Source organism: Arthrobacter sp. Soil761 (genome assembly GCF_001428325.1).
In the GTDB taxonomy this organism is placed as follows: Bacteria; Actinomycetota; Actinomycetes; order Actinomycetales; family Micrococcaceae; genus Arthrobacter.
The window spans coordinates 127,012-143,519 of record NZ_LMSF01000028.1 but is presented as its reverse complement, the minus strand read 5'-3'; the positions used below and the strand labels follow the sequence as shown (position 1 = coordinate 143,519).

Genomic DNA, 16,508 nt, shown 5'->3' with positions numbered 1-16,508 from the left:
GCAAGGCATCCCCGGAATACCGCCGCTCGGATAAGGCATCTGGGACATGGAGCAGCCAGGGCTGTCAAAAGTCGGCACCAGCACGGACGCCGGGCTGGTGCTGGACCTGCGCCGGCTCGACGCCGGAATGCTGGGCTTGGCGGGTGGCAAGGCAGCCAACCTTGGAGCGCTGTTGTCCGCAGGGTTGCCGGTCCCGGAAGGTTTCTGCCTCACTACCGCTGCATACCGGCAGGCAACCGGCGCCCCCGACTCCCTGCCTCCCGCGCTGGCCGGGGTTTATGCCACCCTGGGGGACGCCGCCCGGTCCGGCGTTACGGAACCGCATGACGTGGCAGGGCTGGCTGAAACAGCCCGTGCCGCGATCCTGGCACTTCCGCTTCCGGCGGCGGTTTCCCGCGAGGTGGAACAGGCGTACGCGGCCCTGGGACCCGATGTTCCGGTAGCGGTCAGGTCCTCGGCCACCGCAGAAGACCTGCCATTCGCCAGCTTCGCCGGGCAGCAGGACACCTACCTCAACGTCGTCGGAGTGCCTGCCCTGCTTGAGGCCGTCCGCAACTGCTGGGCGTCGCTGTGGACGGACCGGGCAACCGCATACCGGGCAAGCCTGGGGATCGATCCGGCCGGCGTTGCGCTCGCGGTGGTGGTCCAGCGGATGGTGGACGCGGACGCCGCCGGCGTCATGTTCACGGCGAACCCCCTGACCGGCCGCAGGCGGCAGATCGTTATCGATGCCAGTCCCGGCCTGGGCGAGGCCGTCGTCTCAGGCGCCGTCAATCCGGACCACTTCGTGGTGGACGCCCTGACCGGAAGGGTCCTGGAACGGAAACTGGGAGATAAGGGCGTGGCGGTACGCCCCCTTCCCGGTGGCGGGACGCAGACCCTGAAGGTTCCCGCAACCAGCAATGCTGCCTGCCTGACGGACAGCCAACTGGCTGGACTGGCGCGCCTTGGCCTGGAGGCCGAGGATCATTTCGGCACCCCGCAGGACACCGAGTGGGCCATCGACCGTACCGGGGGCCTGTGGCTCACCCAGTCCAGGCCGATCACCACCCTCTACCCCGTCCCGGAGAGCAACGGTGCCGCGGGCAGGGTCCCCCAGTGCAGCCCCGCCGCAAGCGGTACCAGGGCGTATCTCTGTTTCAGCCTGGCCCAGGGGCTTACCCGCCCGTTGACGCCCATGGGCCTTGCGGCGCTGCGGCTCGTCGCCTCCTCCATCGCCCAGGCTGCAGGCTTCCCTGTTCCGGACCCCCGTGGCGGACCGTCGCCCTATGCCGAGGCCGGGCAGCGGATCTACGTCGACTTCACCACTCCCATCCGCAGTACCGTGGGCCGGCGCCTCGTTCCCCGAGTCTTCGACATCATGGAGGCCCGGACAGCAACGGTCATGCGGCAACTGTTCGACGATCCCGCCTTTTCGGTGACCACGAGGACGCCTTTCGGGCTGCTGCATCACATCGTTCCCGTCGCAGCCCGCGCCAAGGTTCCTGCCACGCTTCTCCGGGCGCTGGTCCGGCCCCGGGCAGCGCTCCGGCGGCTGGACCGCTTCACGTGCGACTTCGAGGCATCCCTGGGCTCCGAAGACGGTGCCGGCGCGCCGGCACGCCTTGACCACGCCGAATCCCTCCTTGGGCAGCGCCTGTTCCCGATTGTTCCGGCAATTCTTCCCCTTCCCGCCCTGGGGTTCGCCATGCTCGGCGTTGCGGGAAGACTGCTGGGTGGCAATGCCTGGGCTGAGCTGCAGCCCGTGATCCGTGGCCTGCCCAACAACATCACCACCGAAATGGACCTGGAGCTGTGGCACCTTGCCAAGGAAATCCGGGAAGACGTTCAATCACGAACCGAACTCATGGCCGGCGATCCCACCGTCCTGGCAGCCGCGTTCCAGGCCGGACAGCTGCCCGCACGCCTCGATGCGGGCCTCACCCGGTTCCTGGACGAGTACGGCCACCGGGCAGTGGGCGAAATCGACGTTGGCCTGCCGCGATGGTCCGAAGAGCCGGCACACATCCTGGGCATCCTCGCCAATTACCTCAGGCTCGAGGACCCGGCCCTGGCGCCTGACGCACAGTTCAGCAAGGCCGTGGAGGACGCGGAAACGCAGGTGGACCGGCTCGTTGCCCGCGCCGCCGCCCGCGGCAGGATCCGGGGAAGGCTGGTGCGTGCCGCGCTGCACAGGGCACGGCTGTTCGCCGGCCTGCGCGAGCTGCCAAAGTACCAGCTGGTGACCGGCCTCGGGGAAGTCCGCCGGCAACTGCTGCTGGTGGGCGGGGAGCTGGCCCGGGCGGGCGTCATCGAACAGCAGGACGACGTGTTCTTCCTGGACCTGGTTGAAACCAGGCAGGCCTTGTCCGTGGACGCCGACGGCGGAGCGCCCGTCCAGGACTTTCGCGCACTCGTGGCCGGCCGCCGCGAGGATTACGCCCAGGAGCTCAGGCGCCGCCATATTCCCCGGGTTCTGCTCTCGGATGGAACCGAACCCGAAGCGGTGCGCACCGCCGTCGGCGTCACCATGGAAGGAATGCTGACAGGCAGCGCAGCCTCGGCAGGAACAGTGACCGCTGCCGCGCGCGTCATCCTGGATCCCGTGGGAGCCCGGCTTGAGCCGGGCGAAATCCTGGTTGCCCCTTCCACGGACCCCGGCTGGACGCCGCTGTTCCTCACTGCGGGCGGGCTGGTGATGGAAATGGGCGGAGCCAATTCCCACGGCGCAGTTGTGGCCAGGGAGTACGGGATACCTGCGGTGGTCGGAGTCGCGGACGCTACCGGGCTGATCAGGACCGGCCAACAAATAACGGTCGACGGCGGTGCGGGCACCGTAGTGCCGGAACGGCCCGGCCGGCAGCAGGATGGGGGCGCTGCGGGTGACACCGATCCACCTGCACCGGCGTAGTCTTTACCTATGGGCTCCAACACGCTGGATTCCAGCGGACCGTCGCAACGAAACAGCACAATGAACCGCCGGGCATGGCTGCGGTGGCTGCCCGCCGTCGCGGCTCCGCTGGCGATCGCTGCGGGCGCCTTGGCCGGCTCCCTTCCGGCCGGTGCCAGCAACCCACTTCCGGCCAAGACGCCGGCGCAGGTCCTGGAGTTGGCGGCAAGCCACCAGGTGCACACGTTCTCAGGGACAGTGGAGCAGTCCGCCGACCTGGGGCTTCCGGAGCTGCCCGCCACCGGGAAACCATCCGGTCCCGCGGCCGCGGGGAGTGCCGCATCCGTGATTGAGCTGCTGTCCGGCAAGCACACCGCGCGCGTCTACCTGGACGGCAAGGACAACGCCCGCGTGCAGGTGATGGACCAACTGGCTGAACGTGACGTGGTCCGCCACGGCAGCGACGTCTGGTTCTATTCGTCGAAGGACAACACAGCCGCACACTTGACCCTGCCGGAGCATGCCCAGGATCCATCCCGGGCGAAGGACCATCAGTGGGCAGGTGGGATGCCGACGCCAGGCGACCTGGCACAACGCTTCCTGTCCAAGGTTGAACCGACCACGGCCGTTTCGGTGGGGCCGGACGTTTCCGTCGCAGGACGGGCTGCCTACAACCTGCTGATTGAGCCGCGCACCGACGCGACCCTGGTGGGTAAGGTGGCCATCGCCGTCGACGGTGAAAACGGCATGCCCCTGTCCGTGCAGGTGACCGCACGCGGAGCGGACACCCCGGCGTTCCGTTCCGGGTTCACCAGCCTTTCGCTGGAGGCTCCTGACCAGTCCGTCTTCACCTTTACCCCGCCTCCGGGCAGCACGGTCAAGGAACTTCCCGTTCCGGACAAGCCCCATGAGCCCGCAGACATGCACAGCCCCGACGGCATGCATCCCGGTGCCACTAAAGACGTTTCCGTAACCGGCGCCGGATGGGAGACCGTGGTGGGCACGGCGCGTGGGTCTGCTGCCGCTGCCGAGTCGCTGCTGCAGGACCCGCTGCTGTCCCAGGCCGCCGTTGCCGTCCCCGGCGGCCGGCTGCTCTCCACCGCCCTGCTCAACGTCCTGGTCACGGACGACGGCCGGATCTTCGCAGGAATGGTGCCGCCGGAGCGGCTGCAGGCCGCAGCAGCAGCGGCCCAATAAGTGTTGGGTGGACGGGGGAGTGTTGGCCGGACGGGGGCCGGCCCGGTGAGCGCGGGGTTGGCGATCGAGACCCGGGGACTCAGCAAGCACTTTGGCCGGCAGGCCGCCGTCGACAGCGTGGACCTGGCCGTCCCGCACGGGAGTGTCTTCGGCTTCCTGGGGCCCAACGGCTCCGGCAAGACCACCACCATCCGGATGCTGCTCGGCCTGGCGGCCGCATCCGCGGGGACGGTTCACCTGCTGGGCCAGGAGATGCCCGGCAAGCTCCATGATGTGTTGCCGCGCGTGGGCGCCCTGGTGGAAGGCCCCGCCTTCTACCCTTTTCTGTCCGGCGCCGCCAACCTGCACCGGCTCGACGCCGCGGGCCCGCACACCGTGCCCGCCACACGCAAAGCGAGGGTGCAGCGGGCGCTGGAGCGCGTGGGCCTGGAGCACGCCGCCGGCAAACGGGTGCACGCGTACTCCCTGGGCATGAAGCAGCGGCTGGGCATCGCCAACGCCTTGCTGTCGCCACGGGACCTGCTGGTACTGGACGAACCCACCAACGGGCTGGACCCGCAGGGCACCCGGGAAGTCCGGAACCTGGTGCGGTCGCTGGCGCATGAGGGCACCACCGTTTTCGTGTCCAGCCACCTGCTGGCCGAGGTGGACCAGATGTGCACCCACGCTGCCGTCATGAGCGCAGGAAAGCTCGTGGCACAGGGGCCCCTGGCTGAGTTGCGGCAGGCCGGCAGCACCCGGCTCCGGCTGGTAACGCCCGACGGCGGTGCGGCCCGGCAGGTCCTGGCGCGGCTGGGGCTGGTACCGGAACCTGGACACGCTGAACCCCGACAAGCTGAACCCCGACAAGCTGAACCCGGACCCACTGAACCCGGACCCACTGAACCCGGACCCACTGAACCCCGACCCGCTCAACCCGCGCGGGCGCGGCCGGACGGCGAGACGATCGTTGCGGCCATGGTGGACGGTGCCCAGCCGCCCGCGGTGCTTCCCGAGGACGTCGTGGCGCACCTGGTCCAGGCCGGCGTCCGGGTCCGGGGATTCGCCGTCGAGCGTGAAAGCCTTGAGGACCGCTTTGTTGCCCTCACGGGGGAAGGATTCGACGTTGCCCAGTAGTGTTCCCGCGGATCTTCCGGAGGCTGCCGGAACAGCCCGGCCGGCCGCAGTGCCGCGCAGTTCCGGGCTGTCCCTGTTGGGGTCGGAGCTCAAGGTCCTGTTCGGGCGCCGGCGGACCTGGGCGCTGCTCCTGGCGCTCGCTGCCATTCCGGTCCTGATTGCCGTTGCCGTGAAGGTCTCTTCCGCGGTCCCGCCCGGGCGGGGACCCGCCTTCCTTGACCGGATCACCCAGAACGGCCTGTTTGTGGCCTTCACCGCCATGCTGGTTTCCGTGCCGCTGTTCATGCCGCTCGCGGTAGGTGTGGTGGCGGGGGATACGATCGCCGGGGAGGCGAACCTGGGCACCCTCCGGTACCTGTTGGTGGCACCGGCCGGGCGGGTCAGGCTCCTCCTGGTCAAGTACGCGGGCGCGCTGGCCTTCTGTATCGTGGCCCCGTTGACCGTCGGTCTTGCCGGCGCTGCCATTGGCGCGGCACTTTTCCCGGTGGGTCCCGTGACACTGTTGTCCGGCGGGGTGGTCCAGCCGTCCGAAGCTGCCCTGCGCATCGTGCTGATCGCTGCCTACCTGGCGGTGTCACTCGCCGGCCTTTCGGCGATCGGGCTTTTCCTGTCCACGCTGACCGTGGTGCCGGTGGGAGCGATGGCCGCCACCGTGGTGGTCTCGGTGGTCTCGCAGGTCCTTGACCAGCTTCCGCAGCTGGAGTGGCTGCACCCCTGGCTCTTTAGCCACTACTGGCTTGGTTTCGGTGACATGTTGCGTCAGCCGTTGGTGTGGGATTCCTTTGCCAGCAATGCGCTCCTGCAGGCCGGGTATATGGCAGTGTTCGGGGCGCTCGCCTATGGCCGGTTCGTCACCAAGGACATCCTGAGCTGAGGCAGTCAAGCAATCTATCCGTGGAAGTCAACCGCACCGTTCAACCGCACAATTCATCCGTGCCGCCTAGTAGCGGGCCGCGTAGGGGTAGAGGTCCATGCCCACCATGGAGCTGATGGTGGACACGGTGATGCCTTCCTGCGGGTTGAGTGCCTGCACCACCTGGCCGTTCCCGAGGTAGATGGCCACGTGGTAGAAGTTCGGTGCCGAACCCCAGACCAGCAGGTCGCCGCGGCGGGCCTGCGAAATGGGGACGTGGACCGGCGCGGCGGCATATTGCTGTGAAGCTGTGCGGGGGAGGTACTTGCCGGCTGCGGCGAAGGCGTTCTGCACCAGCCCGGAGCAGTCAAAGCCGTAGGGACCGGTACCGCCCCACTGGTAGAAGTACGGCGCGCCCACCTTTCCCAAAGCGACGGTGATGGCTGCCTCGTAGGTGCCCGAGCCGGTGGCAGGGGCAGGCGCCGGTGCAGGTGCCGGCGCAGCGGGTGCGGGTGCCGGTGCAGCGGGTGCTGGTGCGGCAGGGGCGGGTGCGGGGGCAACCGGAGCAGGAACGGGGGCGGGTGCAGCCGGGGCAGGCGCAGGGGCGGCGGGGGCGGGAGCAGCCGGGGCAGGCGCTGCCGGAGCCGCCGGGGCCAGTTCCTGCCCGCGGCTGTTCTGGTTCGCTGCCTGGTTCTGTGCTGCCTGGTTTTGGGCGGTGTTTTGCGCAGCTTTTTCCTGGGCGGCCTTGTCTGCGGCGGCGGACAGGGCGGCAAGCCGCGCCTCTTCACGCTGCCGTTCCAGGGCATCCACGCGGGCCGATTCAAGGGCCACAGTGGTGTTGCGGAGCTGCGCCAACTGGTCCACCAGGATGGTCCGCTGCGCTTTCGCGTCGGCCACGGCCTTGGCCTGCGCGGCATTGGCCTGTTCCGCCTGGGACTTCCGTTGTTCAGCGGTCTTCGCTGCGTCGTCTGCGGCTTTGGTGGCGTCGTCGGCAGCTGCCGTCAGGGACCGGTAGGCGGTGGCCGCGGTGTCCGCCGCTTCGAAGGCCCGGCTGCGGCTGGCCGAGAGGGCCTCGAGCGTGGCTGCCTGCTGCAGGCTCTCGCTGCCGCTGGCAATGGTTCCGAGGGTCGGGTTCAGGCCGCCGTTGCGGTACAGGTCCCCGGCAAGCTGCCCAACCTGCTTCCGGGTCTTGTCCTGCTGTTCACGGGCGGACGAGGCTTTGGCTGATGCAACGGATGCCGCTTCGTTCCTTTGCTGCAGCTCCACCAGTGCCTCGCTGTACGAGTTGTTGGCCTGCATGGCCACGGCAAAGGCTGCCTGCTGGGCTGCGGACGCGTCGGCAAGGATGCGCTCGATGGCGCCGACCTGGTCCGCCGTGGCGGCCTCACTGGCCTTAGCCGCGGCAATGTCCTCCGGCGAAGGGATGTCAGGCGACGCCGGAACGGCCAGTGGAGCGGACGGCGCCGGTACAGCGGCTGCCGGCGTTGCCACGGATGCAAAAAGGACGACGGCGGCGCACAGCACGGCCGTCCTGCGGCCGGATCCGGATAAAGCCATCTGCAGAGACCTCGCAAACGTTAAGGCCGGGAGTGAGGTTCTGGATGCGGCACGACGATGCCCCTCAGCTGTCCCCAGCAATCCGAGGTTACGTGACCCCCTGCACATTAGCAACAGCAGTCACATCAATAACATAAACCACAACAGTGTCATTAGGGGCGGTTTTTGTCCGGTGTGTCGTGGTCGGCCGGGGTCAGGCGTGCTGGTGCGCCTCATGCTCGGAGTGGCTGGCAGGTTCCAGCTGGAAGGTGCAGTGGTCGGTATCGAAGTGGGAGCCCAGGCAGGTGATGAGCTTGTCCAGCAACTGGTCGGCGCCGCGGGCATTGAGCACTCCGTCCTCCACCACGACGTGGGCAGAGAAGACGGGGACGCCGGACGTGATGGTCCAAATGTGGATGTCATGCACATCCGTCACACCGGCCACCGAAAGGATGTGCTCGCGGATCATCTGCACCTCCACCCCTTTGGGACTGGCTTCCAGGAGGACGTCCACCACATCGCGCAGCAGGCTCCACGCCCGCGGCAGGATCATCAGTGCGATCAGGACGGAGCCAATGGTGTCCGCCGCCTGGAAGCCGGTCAGCATGATCACTGCGGCCGCGATGATGACGGCCACGGAACCAAGGAGGTCGCCAAGGACTTCCAGGTAGGCGCCGCGGATGTTCAGGCTCTCATCCTGTGCCGTGCGCAGGATCACGAGCGACACCAGGTTGGCCACCGCACCGAGGACGGCGGCAAACAGCATGATGTCCGTCTGCACTTCCGGCGGCGCACCGAACCGGCGGACCGCCTCCGTGAAGATGACCACGGAGATCACGATCAGGATCAGCGCATTGGCGAGGGCGGCCAGGACCTCAGCGCGCTGGTAGCCGTACGTCCGCTGGTTGCTCGCCGGGCGGCCCGCAATCCAGGAGGCCAGGAGCGCGATGGTGACACCTGCCGCGTCCGAGAGCATATGTCCCGCATCGGCGAGCAGGGACAGCGATCCGGACAGCACAGCCCCGATGATCTGGATGACCACCACGCCAAGCGTGATTCCCAGGACGGCCACAAGGCGTTTCCGGTGCCGCCCCGTGGCGGTGATCCCATGGCTGTGGCTGTGGTCGTGTCCCATGCTTACAAGGCTAGCCCCAGCCCAGCTCATGCAGCCGGTCATCGGAAATCCCGAAGTGGTGGGCGATCTCATGCACCACCGTTACGGCCACCTCGTGGATCACATCGTCCCTGGAACCGCAGATCTCCAGGATGGGTTCGCGGAAAATGGTGATCCGGTCCGGCAGCGAACCGGCGTCCCACCAGGAATCGCGTTCCGTCAGCGGAACCCCTTCGTACAGTCCCAGCAGCACGGTGTCCGGATCTTCCCCCGGCCCCGGCACGTAGTCGTCGTCGATGAAGACGGCCACGTTGTCCATGGCCCGGGCCAGCCTGTCCGGAATGCTGTCCAGGGCATCCTGGACGGCTGCCTCGAACTCGTCAGGGGACATGGTGAATTCCGGCGGTTCGTGCGGGCCGTCGGGAATGATGGGCAGTCCCGGCGGAAGGCTGGCTGGCATACCCCGACTCTAGCGCCGAAGCGGCCGCGGGCCGCCGTGGACCCGGCTCCGCCGCCGGGTGAGCCCCACCCCCACCAGGCATACCAGCCCACCCACCAGTCCCAACGCCGAGGGGATTTCACCAAGCAGCAGCCAGGAGATGAAGACCGTGGTGCCGGGGACCAGGTATGTGGTGGCGGCCAGCTTCCCGGCGTCCACCAGTGACAATGCGTACGCCCAGGTGGTGAAGGCGATGGCGGTGGGGAACACCCCCAGATACACCAGCCCCAGCGTGGCCTGCGGCGGAGCCGCCTGCACCTCGGACACCAACTGCCCGGCGAACGGCAGGCAGCACACTGCCCCCACCACGATGCCAAACCAGGTTGCCTGCGCCGCCGGGAACTTCCGCACCACCGGCTTCTGGATGATGACGCTGACTGCGGCGAGCACCGCGGCAAGGAGGCAAGCCGCCACCCCGGCCAGTTCCGCCGTCGAACTTTCCCCCGTCCGTGGCTGTCCGGAGCCGAGGGCGATCAATGCGACGCCGGCGAAAGCCACGGTGCTGCCGATGAGCAGCCAGCGCGGGAAGCCTTCCTTGAGGAAGATGCCGGCCATGATGGCCACCAGGATGGGGTTGACGTTGATCAGCAGGGCGCTGGTGCCGGCATCAAGGATGTGCTCGGCGGCGTTCAGCGCCACGTTGTAGCCACCAAACCACATCACGCCATAGGCGAGGATGGGCAGCCATTCCCGTCCCCGCGGCAGCATCCGGCTCCTGAGCAGTTGCGGCACCACCAGGAAGGCCAGCACGACGGCGGCAATCGCCAGCCTGCCCAGGGTCAGCGGGCCGGGGGAGAAGTGGGGGCCGATGGCCCGGATGCCCACGAACGCTGAGGCCCACAGGACCACCGTGACCACCATGGCCGCCACGCCGAGGGCCTTCACGGGCTTTCCTGCTGCAGTGGCGGACGCCAGGGGTTCATGGGCGGGGCTGGTTGGCGGCATGGGACAAATGTACGGCCGGAACGGACGCCGGGCTGGCGGAAATCGGCCATGTCGGCAGCGGTGGTAACCGTGCCTGTGCCTTCCAGGGCCTACTTCGAACCGGCCCAGGCCAGCAGTTTGTCCGCCGGCCAGGTGGTGATGATCCGCTCGGCAGGCACGTTGTTGCGGGCGGCCCGCTCGGCACCGTACTGCAGGAAATCCAGCTGCCCTGGTGCGTGCGCGTCGCTGTCGATCGAGAACAGGCAGCCTGCATCCAGCGCCAACTGGATCAGCGCATCGGGCGGGTCCTGCCGTTCCGGGCGGGAATTGATCTCGACGGCCACGTTGTGCTCCGCGCACGCGGCGAACACTTCCGCGGCGTCGAATTCCGACGGCGGCCGGGTTCCGCGGGTGCCCTCCACCAGCCGCCCGGTGCAGTGGCCCAGGACGTTGGTGTGCGGGTCCTGGATGCCGCCGAGCATCCGGGCGGTCATGGTCTTCCTGTCCGCGCGCAGCTTCGAATGAACGCTCGCCACCACAATGTCCAGGCGGTCCAGCAGCCCAGGCTCCTGGTCCAGCTGGCCGGACTCCAGGATGTCCACTTCGATCCCGGTCAGCAGCCGGGTGTTCCCGCCGTTGCTGTTGATCGCTGCCACCACGTCCAGCTGGTCCAGCAGGCGCCCGGCCGACAGCCCGTTGGCGATGGTGAGGTTGGGGGAGTGGTCGGTCAATGCCAGGTACTCCCGGCCCAGCACCTCCGCTGCCGCCACCATCAGCTCAATGGGGGAGCCGCCGTCGGACCATTCGCTGTGGCTGTGCAGGTCGCCCCTCAATGCCCCACGGATTTCCGTCCCACCGGAGGCCAGCGGCTGGGCGCCCTTCTCCCGGAGGTCGGCCAGGTAGTCGGGAACCTCGCCGTCCACCGCCTGCCGGATCACCGCGTAGGTCCGGTCGCCGATGCCCTTCATGGACTTGAGCCGGCCGGTCCGGGCCCGCGTGGCTACTTCCTCAGGGCCAAGGGGGCTGATGGCCGCCGCCGCTTTGCGGAAGGCCTGGACCTTGAAGGTGGCGGCGCGTCCGCGCTCCAGCCAGAAAGCAATCTCATTGAGCGCTGCGACGGCATCCATCCGTCCATCTTGACCCGTGCGGCGGCCCAACGGCGCGGTTTTTCGCCGATTTTGGATAATTCCTGCGGAGGCCCTATAGTTTTAGAGTCCAGTTCGGAGAAACGCAAAGGACAAAGACGGAAAGCCTCGCTTGACGCCTTTTATTTTGTTCCGAACGGGTTCTGGCCCCCATCGTCTAGCGGCCTAGGACACCGCCCTTTCACGGCGGCGGCACGGGTTCGAATCCCGTTGGGGGTACGCAAGGAACTGGTCAAACAGGCTAAAAAAGTCTGGTAGGCTGGAAGCCTTGAAAAAAGCGGTAGAGATACTGCGAAAGCAAGAAACGCAAGGCCCTGTAGCGCAGTTGGTTAGCGCGCCGCCCTGTCACGGCGGAGGTCGCGGGTTCAAGTCCCGTCAGGGTCGCTCTGATTGTTGGAAGAAATTCCGGCTGTCATGGTGACTAGTCACCTAGGCTCTGTAGCTCAGTTGGTAGAGCGTTCGACTGAAAATCGAAAGGTCACCGGATCGACGCCGGTCGGAGCCACCACTGGGAAGCATCAGTTCTTCGGAACTGGTGCTTTTCTTCATTTAACCGCCATTGGCCAGCCGCTCTTCAAGTGCGTTCCGTGCCCTTGTCCAGGTGGATGGCCCCGGAGCAACTGTCCGGCGCCCGCCTCACCTCCGGCGCACCAACCGCGGCATTGGCACGCAAAATCGAAACCGACACCCTTGGTCGCCTGCGCAGCCCACATTTGCGTATCGATACGGAATATGGGCGGCGCCGGCGAATGTGCGCGTCATGCTCAGGTGGGCCGCCCTTTAGGGATCGTGCGTGCCCGGCGCCACCAGGACGAGCGGCCTGCGGCGGCGTGGCCTGCGCAACAAATCGCTTGTCTTGCCAGGAAAAAATCGCGCCGCCCTGCAACATTTGATTATTGCCAAACCGATGTGGCACGCGCGCGCATTGGCTTGCGTAAGCGCTTGCACCCTACTCGGCGGTAGCCGTTTTTGGGCTGTGAAACAGGGTTTGAACTGCATCCGGCGCCCGTTCTAGCGTGGAGCGCGGCGGAGGGAAAGCATGCTTTCCATCGGCCGCAGGGCCCCACCCAGGTCCTGATCCCCCCAGCACAACGGCGTCCCCGGCGACGCCTAGGTGTTACCGGGCCGCGGTTGTTTTCGGGGTTATGGGCACATGCCCGTCTTCCACGAACAGTCACAACTCCGCGAGAAGAGCAAGAAATGCACAAGCACCCCCAACACCGGCTGCTGCGGTGGCGCCCTGCCGCCGCAGCACTGGCCGCAGCCGTTGCTGCCTCGGCCTTCCTGGCCGTCCCCTCTGCCCAAGCCAACGAGCCGTCGGACCCGCCGACGGTCGGGCAGCTGCCGGCCCCCACTCCCGGTTTCGCCCTCCCCACCGAGCACACGCAGGAGGCCTTCGACCCGGCGTCGGACTTCACCTCCAAGTGGACCCGCGCAGACGCCAAGCAGATCATGGCGCAGAGCGATCCCACGGTGGCTCCCGGCCAGAACTCCATGAGTCCCGACGTCACCATGCCGGAGATCCCCCAGGATTTCCCCGCCATGAATGACGACGTCTGGGTCTGGGACACCTGGTCCCTGACGGATGAAAACGCCAACCAGATCAGCTACAAGGGCTGGGACGTCATCTTCTCCCTTGTTGCCGACCGCCACGCCGGCTACGGCTTCGACCAGCGCCACTGGAACGCCCGGATCGGCTACTTCTTCCGCAAAACCAACGCCGACCCCGCCAAGGACAAGTGGAACTACGGTGGCCACCTCTTCCTGGACAACACCTCCATCGGCAACACCGAATGGTCCGGCTCCACCCGCCTCATGCAGGGCGACCACGTCAACGTCTTCTACACCGCCACCACCTTCCACGACGTGGCCGAGCGGAACGCAGGCGGCGGCGGGATCGCTCCTGACGCTGCCATCGCCAAGGCCCTGGGCAACATCCACGCTGACAAGAACGGCGTCAGCTTCGACGGCTTCGAGCACACCAAGCTGCTGGAACCGGACGGAAAGATGTACCAGACCAAGGCGCAGAACCCGGGCTTCGCGTTCCGGGACCCGTACACGTTCGCCGACCCCGCCCACCCGGGAAAGACCTTCATGGTCTTCGAAGGCAACACCGCCGGCACCCGCGGCGATTACCAGTGCAAGGGTGAGGACCTCGGCTACCAGCCGGGCGACCCCCAGGCAGAAAGCGTTGGCGACGTCCAGAACAGCGGCGCAAACTACCAGACCGCCAATGTGGGCCTGGCTGTAGCCGACAACAAGGACCTCACCAAGTGGTCCTTCCTGCCGCCGATCCTTTCGGCCAACTGCGTCAACGACCAGACGGAACGTCCGCAGATCTTCATCCAGAATGAAAACGGCAAGAACAAGTACTACCTGTACACGATCAGCCACCAGTTCACCTACGCCGCCGGCATGCGCGGCCCCGACGGCGTCTACGGCTTTGTTGGTGACGGCGTGCGCTCGGACTACCAGCCGGTGAACAACAGCGGCCTGGCCCTCGGTTCACCCACCGACCTCAACCTGCCGGCCAACAACCCAAGCGGTACCATCTCCGGGCAGCAGAACGGTCGCCAGTTCCAGGCATACTCGCACTACGTGCAGCCTGGCGGACTCGTGCAGTCGTTCATCGACAACGTCAACGGCGTGCGTGGCGGATCGCTGTCACCCACTGTCAAGATCAACTTCAGGAACGGCGTGACCCAGGTGGACCGCAGCTTCGGCCAGAACGGCCTCGGCCCGTTCGGCTACCTGCCCACCAACGTCAGGGTCGGCGGCGAAGGCCTCTACAAGTAGGACAGCCTGCACACCTGAATAGACCGCGGCTTCTGCCGCACCGCCGCTGACACAGGCGGCACCGCTCAGGCGGGAATGTCCTTGGGGGCGTTCCCGCCTGGGTCCTTTAAGTCCAGGCCGGTCGGCGGGCCGCAGAGTTTCCAGCGCATGTGCCGCACCCTGGGGATAGGGTGGAAACAACAGAAGGGGGAGTGCCTGATGGAATACCAGAACCCACAACCCGTGGTGCCAAACCGTCCTTCCGGAAGCCCGGCTCCGGGGCCGGGCCGGACGATAATTTCCGAGACTGCCGTGGCAAAGGTGGCGGGAATCGCCGCGCGGGCGGTTCCCGGGGTCTACTCCCTGGGTTCGGGCCCGTCCCGTGCCTTGGGCGCGATCCGCGACGCCGTCGGAAGTTCTGACCACGCTGCGGGCGTCCACGCGGAAGTGGGCGAAACGCAGGTAGCTGTTGATATCACCCTGGTGGCGAGCTACGGCACACCGCTGCATGCATTGGCCAATAATGTCCGCGCCGCCGTGTACCGCGCAGTTGAGGAACTGGTGGGGCTGCAGGTCATCGAGGTGAACGTCGAGATCGCGGATGTCTACGTTCCGCCGCCGGTCAAAACAACCGCGCCGTCTGCTCCCGAACGGGAGGCGCTGCTGTGAGCCTCACGATTGCAGGCACCGCCATTGGCGCCTTCGTGGCGTTTATGTCCCTGCAGTTCGGACTGTGGGGTTTCCTCGTCTCCCTGCTCTTCATGGCAATCGGAGCGCTCCTGGGCCGTGCCGCCGAAGGGAAGCTGGACCTGCGCGGGGTGTTCGATGCCATCACCGGCCGGCGCTCGTCCTCATGAGCTCGCCCGCGCCCGTTGTGCGTGGGCAGGCGCTCAGCGGCCATAACCGGATCAGCACCCAGGCCTTGACCAGCCTCGCCAAGGCGGCCGCGGCCCAGGCGTTGGGCGTCGACGCCCAGGACGTGCGGGCGGACTGGACGGACGACGACGGCCTGCTGGCTTTGTCCCTCGTCACCCCTATCGGCGTCCCGCCGTTGCAGTCCGTGGTGGCCAACCCTGCACGGGTGGACGCACTCGGCGGGTCCATCTGGGACCGCGCCGTCAGGGCCAAGGAAAGCATCCTGGCAACGGTCTCGGAATTGAGCGGTTCCCGGCTGAGCCGCGTGGACATCCGGATCAGCGGGGCAAGGATCAGTACAGAAGGGCGGGTACGGTGAGCAGCAGTGTGGAAAGCCGCCCGGTGAACAGCGGACCGCGCAGAAGCAACGGACCGGATATGCGCAGGGTGGTGTACCGCGAGACCCATTCCCCGCGGGCGGTGGTGTCGGTTGTTGCCGCCGCCCTTGTGCTGGTGCTGGCCGCTTACGGCGTCCTCGAATCGGGAGTGCACGCCGTGGGCCAGCCCGCGTGGCTGATTGAGCCCCAGGTGGCGGCGCAGCGCATCGTGGATCTTCCCGCCGGAACCTCGCCGCTGCTGCTTGCCGCGATCGGCGGCGTGCTCGCCATGGTGGGGCTGATCTTCCTTCTCAGCGGCATCCTCCCGGGAAGGCGCGCCCGCCATCTGCTGGCCGGCGGACGGGAGGAAGGGCTTCCGGCGGTGGTGGTGGACGACGAAGTCATCGCCTCCTCCCTCGCCCGCCGGGCACGGCTGGCCGCCAACGTCACGCCTGAACAGGTCATGGTGATTGTCTCCCAGCGGCAAGTTCTGGTGAACGTGCGGCCCACGTCCGGTGTACCTGTGGACCCGGACAGGGTGCTTGAAGCCGTCCGCGACGAGCTGGACCAGATGCTGCTGGAACCGGCGCCTGTTCCCCGCGTCAATGTCACTCCTTCGGGGGTGATCGGAGCGTGAACAGCACACCGGCGCTGCTCAACCGCATCCTGCTCACCCTGCTGGGCCTGATCCTCCTGGGGGCGGGCGTCCTGCTGTTGCTCCTGGCGGCCGTTCCTCCGGTTGCCTCCTGGTGGCACTCCTGGTCCGCCGGGGTGTGGAGCGGCATCAACCGGCTCTTTGACGCCACCCGGTTCCCCGGCCGGCCGGAAAGCTGGCTGTGGATTGTGGTGGCACTGGCGCTGCTGGCATTGATGGGCCTCATGGTTGCCTGGATTGCCCAGCAAGGAAAGGGCCGGTCAAACCTTCTGGCCGCCGAATACGATCCCGGCGACACGCCCGGCGACGTCCGGATCGGCGGCGGGGTGGCGGAACAAGCGCTGAGGCACGCCCTCGAGGGACGGCCGGACCTGGCCGGTGCCACCGTCACCACCTACGACGTCAAGGGCTCTCCCGCGTTGAAGGTGCGTCTCCTGCCGCGCCAGGGCGTGGCACCGCACCTGCTGGCAGTGGAGGTCGCCGGGCTGCTTGACGCGATGGAAGCTGTGGTGGGCAAGGAAATTCCTGTCCTTATCCACATCGGGGCGGGCGCGCGGACCCGCTTCAGCCGGGCCGAGCGGGTCCGCTGATCC

The 16,508-nt window shown here is 67.3% G+C and carries 15 protein-coding genes and 3 tRNA genes; 13 read left to right on the top strand and 5 right to left on the bottom strand.

Annotated elements, in window-relative coordinates:
- The first annotated feature begins 46 nt into the window (after positions 1-46).
- Genes ASG79_RS15185 through ASG79_RS15170 form a run of 4 tightly spaced genes read left to right on the top strand, consistent with a single transcriptional unit; the run spans position 47 to position 6,056 of the window.
- Entirely contained in the window at positions 47-2,890 is a 2,844-nt protein-coding gene (locus tag ASG79_RS15185) for a PEP/pyruvate-binding domain-containing protein (RefSeq protein ID WP_056392270.1), read from the top strand.
- Between the two features lie 60 nt (positions 2,891-2,950).
- A complete protein-coding gene (locus ASG79_RS15180) occupies positions 2,951-4,066 on the top strand; it encodes a LolA family protein (protein WP_018771714.1) in 1,116 nt (371 codons plus the stop codon).
- 45 nt (positions 4,067-4,111) lie between these two features.
- Positions 4,112-5,182 (top strand): ABC transporter ATP-binding protein, encoded by a 1,071-nt coding sequence (locus tag ASG79_RS15175; protein ID WP_235509821.1) that lies wholly within the window; start codon positions 4,112-4,114, stop codon positions 5,180-5,182.
- Complete coding sequence (locus ASG79_RS15170; RefSeq protein WP_056392266.1) at positions 5,172-6,056, top strand: ABC transporter permease; 885 nt, start codon at positions 5,172-5,174, stop codon at positions 6,054-6,056. Before ASG79_RS15175 ends, ASG79_RS15170 begins: the two co-directional genes overlap by 11 nt.
- 66 nt (positions 6,057-6,122) lie before the next feature.
- Here the strand turns inward: ASG79_RS15170 and ASG79_RS15165 are convergent, their stop codons facing one another.
- The 5 genes from ASG79_RS15165 to ASG79_RS15145 form a co-directional block, all read right to left on the bottom strand.
- The gene (locus ASG79_RS15165) at positions 6,123-7,592 is read right to left on the bottom strand and encodes a C40 family peptidase (RefSeq protein ID WP_056392264.1); all 1,470 of its coding nucleotides are present in this window, start codon (positions 7,590-7,592) and stop codon (positions 6,123-6,125) included.
- Positions 7,593-7,785: 193 nt separating this feature from the next.
- Positions 7,786-8,706 carry a cation diffusion facilitator family transporter gene (locus ASG79_RS15160; RefSeq protein WP_056392262.1) on the bottom strand — a complete coding sequence of 307 codons (921 nt, stop codon included), beginning with the start codon at positions 8,704-8,706 and terminating at the stop codon, positions 7,786-7,788.
- Between the two features lie 10 nt (positions 8,707-8,716).
- Positions 8,717-9,145: a metallopeptidase family protein gene (locus ASG79_RS15155; protein WP_018771709.1), complete on the bottom strand. Its 429-nt coding sequence runs from the start codon at positions 9,143-9,145 to the stop codon at positions 8,717-8,719.
- A 9-nt stretch (positions 9,146-9,154) separates the two neighbouring features.
- The gene (locus tag ASG79_RS15150) at positions 9,155-10,129 is read right to left on the bottom strand and encodes a DMT family transporter (protein ID WP_056392260.1); all 975 of its coding nucleotides are present in this window, start codon (positions 10,127-10,129) and stop codon (positions 9,155-9,157) included.
- Positions 10,130-10,218: 89 nt separating this feature from the next.
- Positions 10,219-11,235 (bottom strand): PHP domain-containing protein, encoded by a 1,017-nt coding sequence (locus tag ASG79_RS15145; protein ID WP_018771707.1) that lies wholly within the window; start codon positions 11,233-11,235, stop codon positions 10,219-10,221.
- A 164-nt stretch (positions 11,236-11,399) separates the two neighbouring features.
- Here ASG79_RS15145 and ASG79_RS15140 point away from each other — a divergent pair.
- The 9 genes from ASG79_RS15140 to ASG79_RS15100 all read left to right on the top strand — a co-directional run bounded on the left by ASG79_RS15140 (position 11,400) and on the right by ASG79_RS15100 (position 16,505).
- A tRNA-Glu gene (locus tag ASG79_RS15140) sits at positions 11,400-11,472 on the top strand.
- Between the two features lie 91 nt (positions 11,473-11,563).
- Positions 11,564-11,637: transfer RNA gene (locus ASG79_RS15135), tRNA-Asp, on the top strand.
- A 48-nt stretch (positions 11,638-11,685) separates the two neighbouring features.
- A tRNA-Phe gene (locus ASG79_RS15130) sits at positions 11,686-11,761 on the top strand.
- A gap of 692 nt (positions 11,762-12,453) precedes the next feature.
- Positions 12,454-14,049, top strand: coding sequence for a glycoside hydrolase family 68 protein (locus ASG79_RS15125; RefSeq protein ID WP_018771706.1), 1,596 nt, complete (start codon positions 12,454-12,456; stop codon positions 14,047-14,049).
- 198 nt (positions 14,050-14,247) lie between these two features.
- Entirely contained in the window at positions 14,248-14,697 is a 450-nt protein-coding gene (locus ASG79_RS15120; protein WP_026266136.1) for an Asp23/Gls24 family envelope stress response protein, read from the top strand.
- Positions 14,694-14,885 (top strand): membrane protein, encoded by a 192-nt coding sequence (locus ASG79_RS15115; RefSeq protein WP_018771704.1) that lies wholly within the window; start codon positions 14,694-14,696, stop codon positions 14,883-14,885. Before ASG79_RS15120 ends, ASG79_RS15115 begins: the two co-directional genes overlap by 4 nt.
- Complete coding sequence (locus ASG79_RS15110) at positions 14,882-15,262, top strand: hypothetical protein (protein WP_018771703.1); 381 nt, start codon at positions 14,882-14,884, stop codon at positions 15,260-15,262. The genes ASG79_RS15115 and ASG79_RS15110 overlap by 4 nt, the downstream gene beginning before the upstream one ends.
- Positions 15,259-15,897 (top strand): hypothetical protein, encoded by a 639-nt coding sequence (locus ASG79_RS15105; protein ID WP_056392258.1) that lies wholly within the window; start codon positions 15,259-15,261, stop codon positions 15,895-15,897. Before ASG79_RS15110 ends, ASG79_RS15105 begins: the two co-directional genes overlap by 4 nt.
- On the top strand, positions 15,894-16,505 hold the full coding sequence (locus tag ASG79_RS15100) for a hypothetical protein (RefSeq protein ID WP_018771701.1): 612 nt from the start codon (positions 15,894-15,896) through the stop codon (positions 16,503-16,505). Before ASG79_RS15105 ends, ASG79_RS15100 begins: the two co-directional genes overlap by 4 nt.
- The last annotated feature ends 3 nt before the right edge of the window (positions 16,506-16,508 follow it).

What these genes read in the sequence shown, in the direction of transcription:
- ASG79_RS15185 (WP_056392270.1), top strand. Translation starts at nt 47, where the DNA reads ATGGAGCAGCCAGGGCTGTCAAAAGTCGGCACCAGCACGGACGCCGGG.
- ASG79_RS15180 (WP_018771714.1), top strand. Translation starts at nt 2,951, where the DNA reads ATGAACCGCCGGGCATGGCTGCGGTGGCTGCCCGCCGTCGCGGCTCCG.
- ASG79_RS15165 (WP_056392264.1), bottom strand. Translation starts at nt 7,592, where the DNA reads ATGGCTTTATCCGGATCCGGCCGCAGGACGGCCGTGCTGTGCGCCGCC.
- ASG79_RS15160 (WP_056392262.1), bottom strand. Translation starts at nt 8,706, where the DNA reads ATGGGACACGACCACAGCCACAGCCATGGGATCACCGCCACGGGGCGG.
- ASG79_RS15155 (WP_018771709.1), bottom strand. Translation starts at nt 9,145, where the DNA reads ATGCCAGCCAGCCTTCCGCCGGGACTGCCCATCATTCCCGACGGCCCG.
- ASG79_RS15150 (WP_056392260.1), bottom strand. Translation starts at nt 10,129, where the DNA reads ATGCCGCCAACCAGCCCCGCCCATGAACCCCTGGCGTCCGCCACTGCA.
- ASG79_RS15145 (WP_018771707.1), bottom strand. Translation starts at nt 11,235, where the DNA reads ATGGATGCCGTCGCAGCGCTCAATGAGATTGCTTTCTGGCTGGAGCGC.
- ASG79_RS15125 (WP_018771706.1), top strand. Translation starts at nt 12,454, where the DNA reads ATGCACAAGCACCCCCAACACCGGCTGCTGCGGTGGCGCCCTGCCGCC.
- ASG79_RS15120 (WP_026266136.1), top strand. Translation starts at nt 14,248, where the DNA reads ATGGAATACCAGAACCCACAACCCGTGGTGCCAAACCGTCCTTCCGGA.
- ASG79_RS15110 (WP_018771703.1), top strand. Translation starts at nt 14,882, where the DNA reads ATGAGCTCGCCCGCGCCCGTTGTGCGTGGGCAGGCGCTCAGCGGCCAT.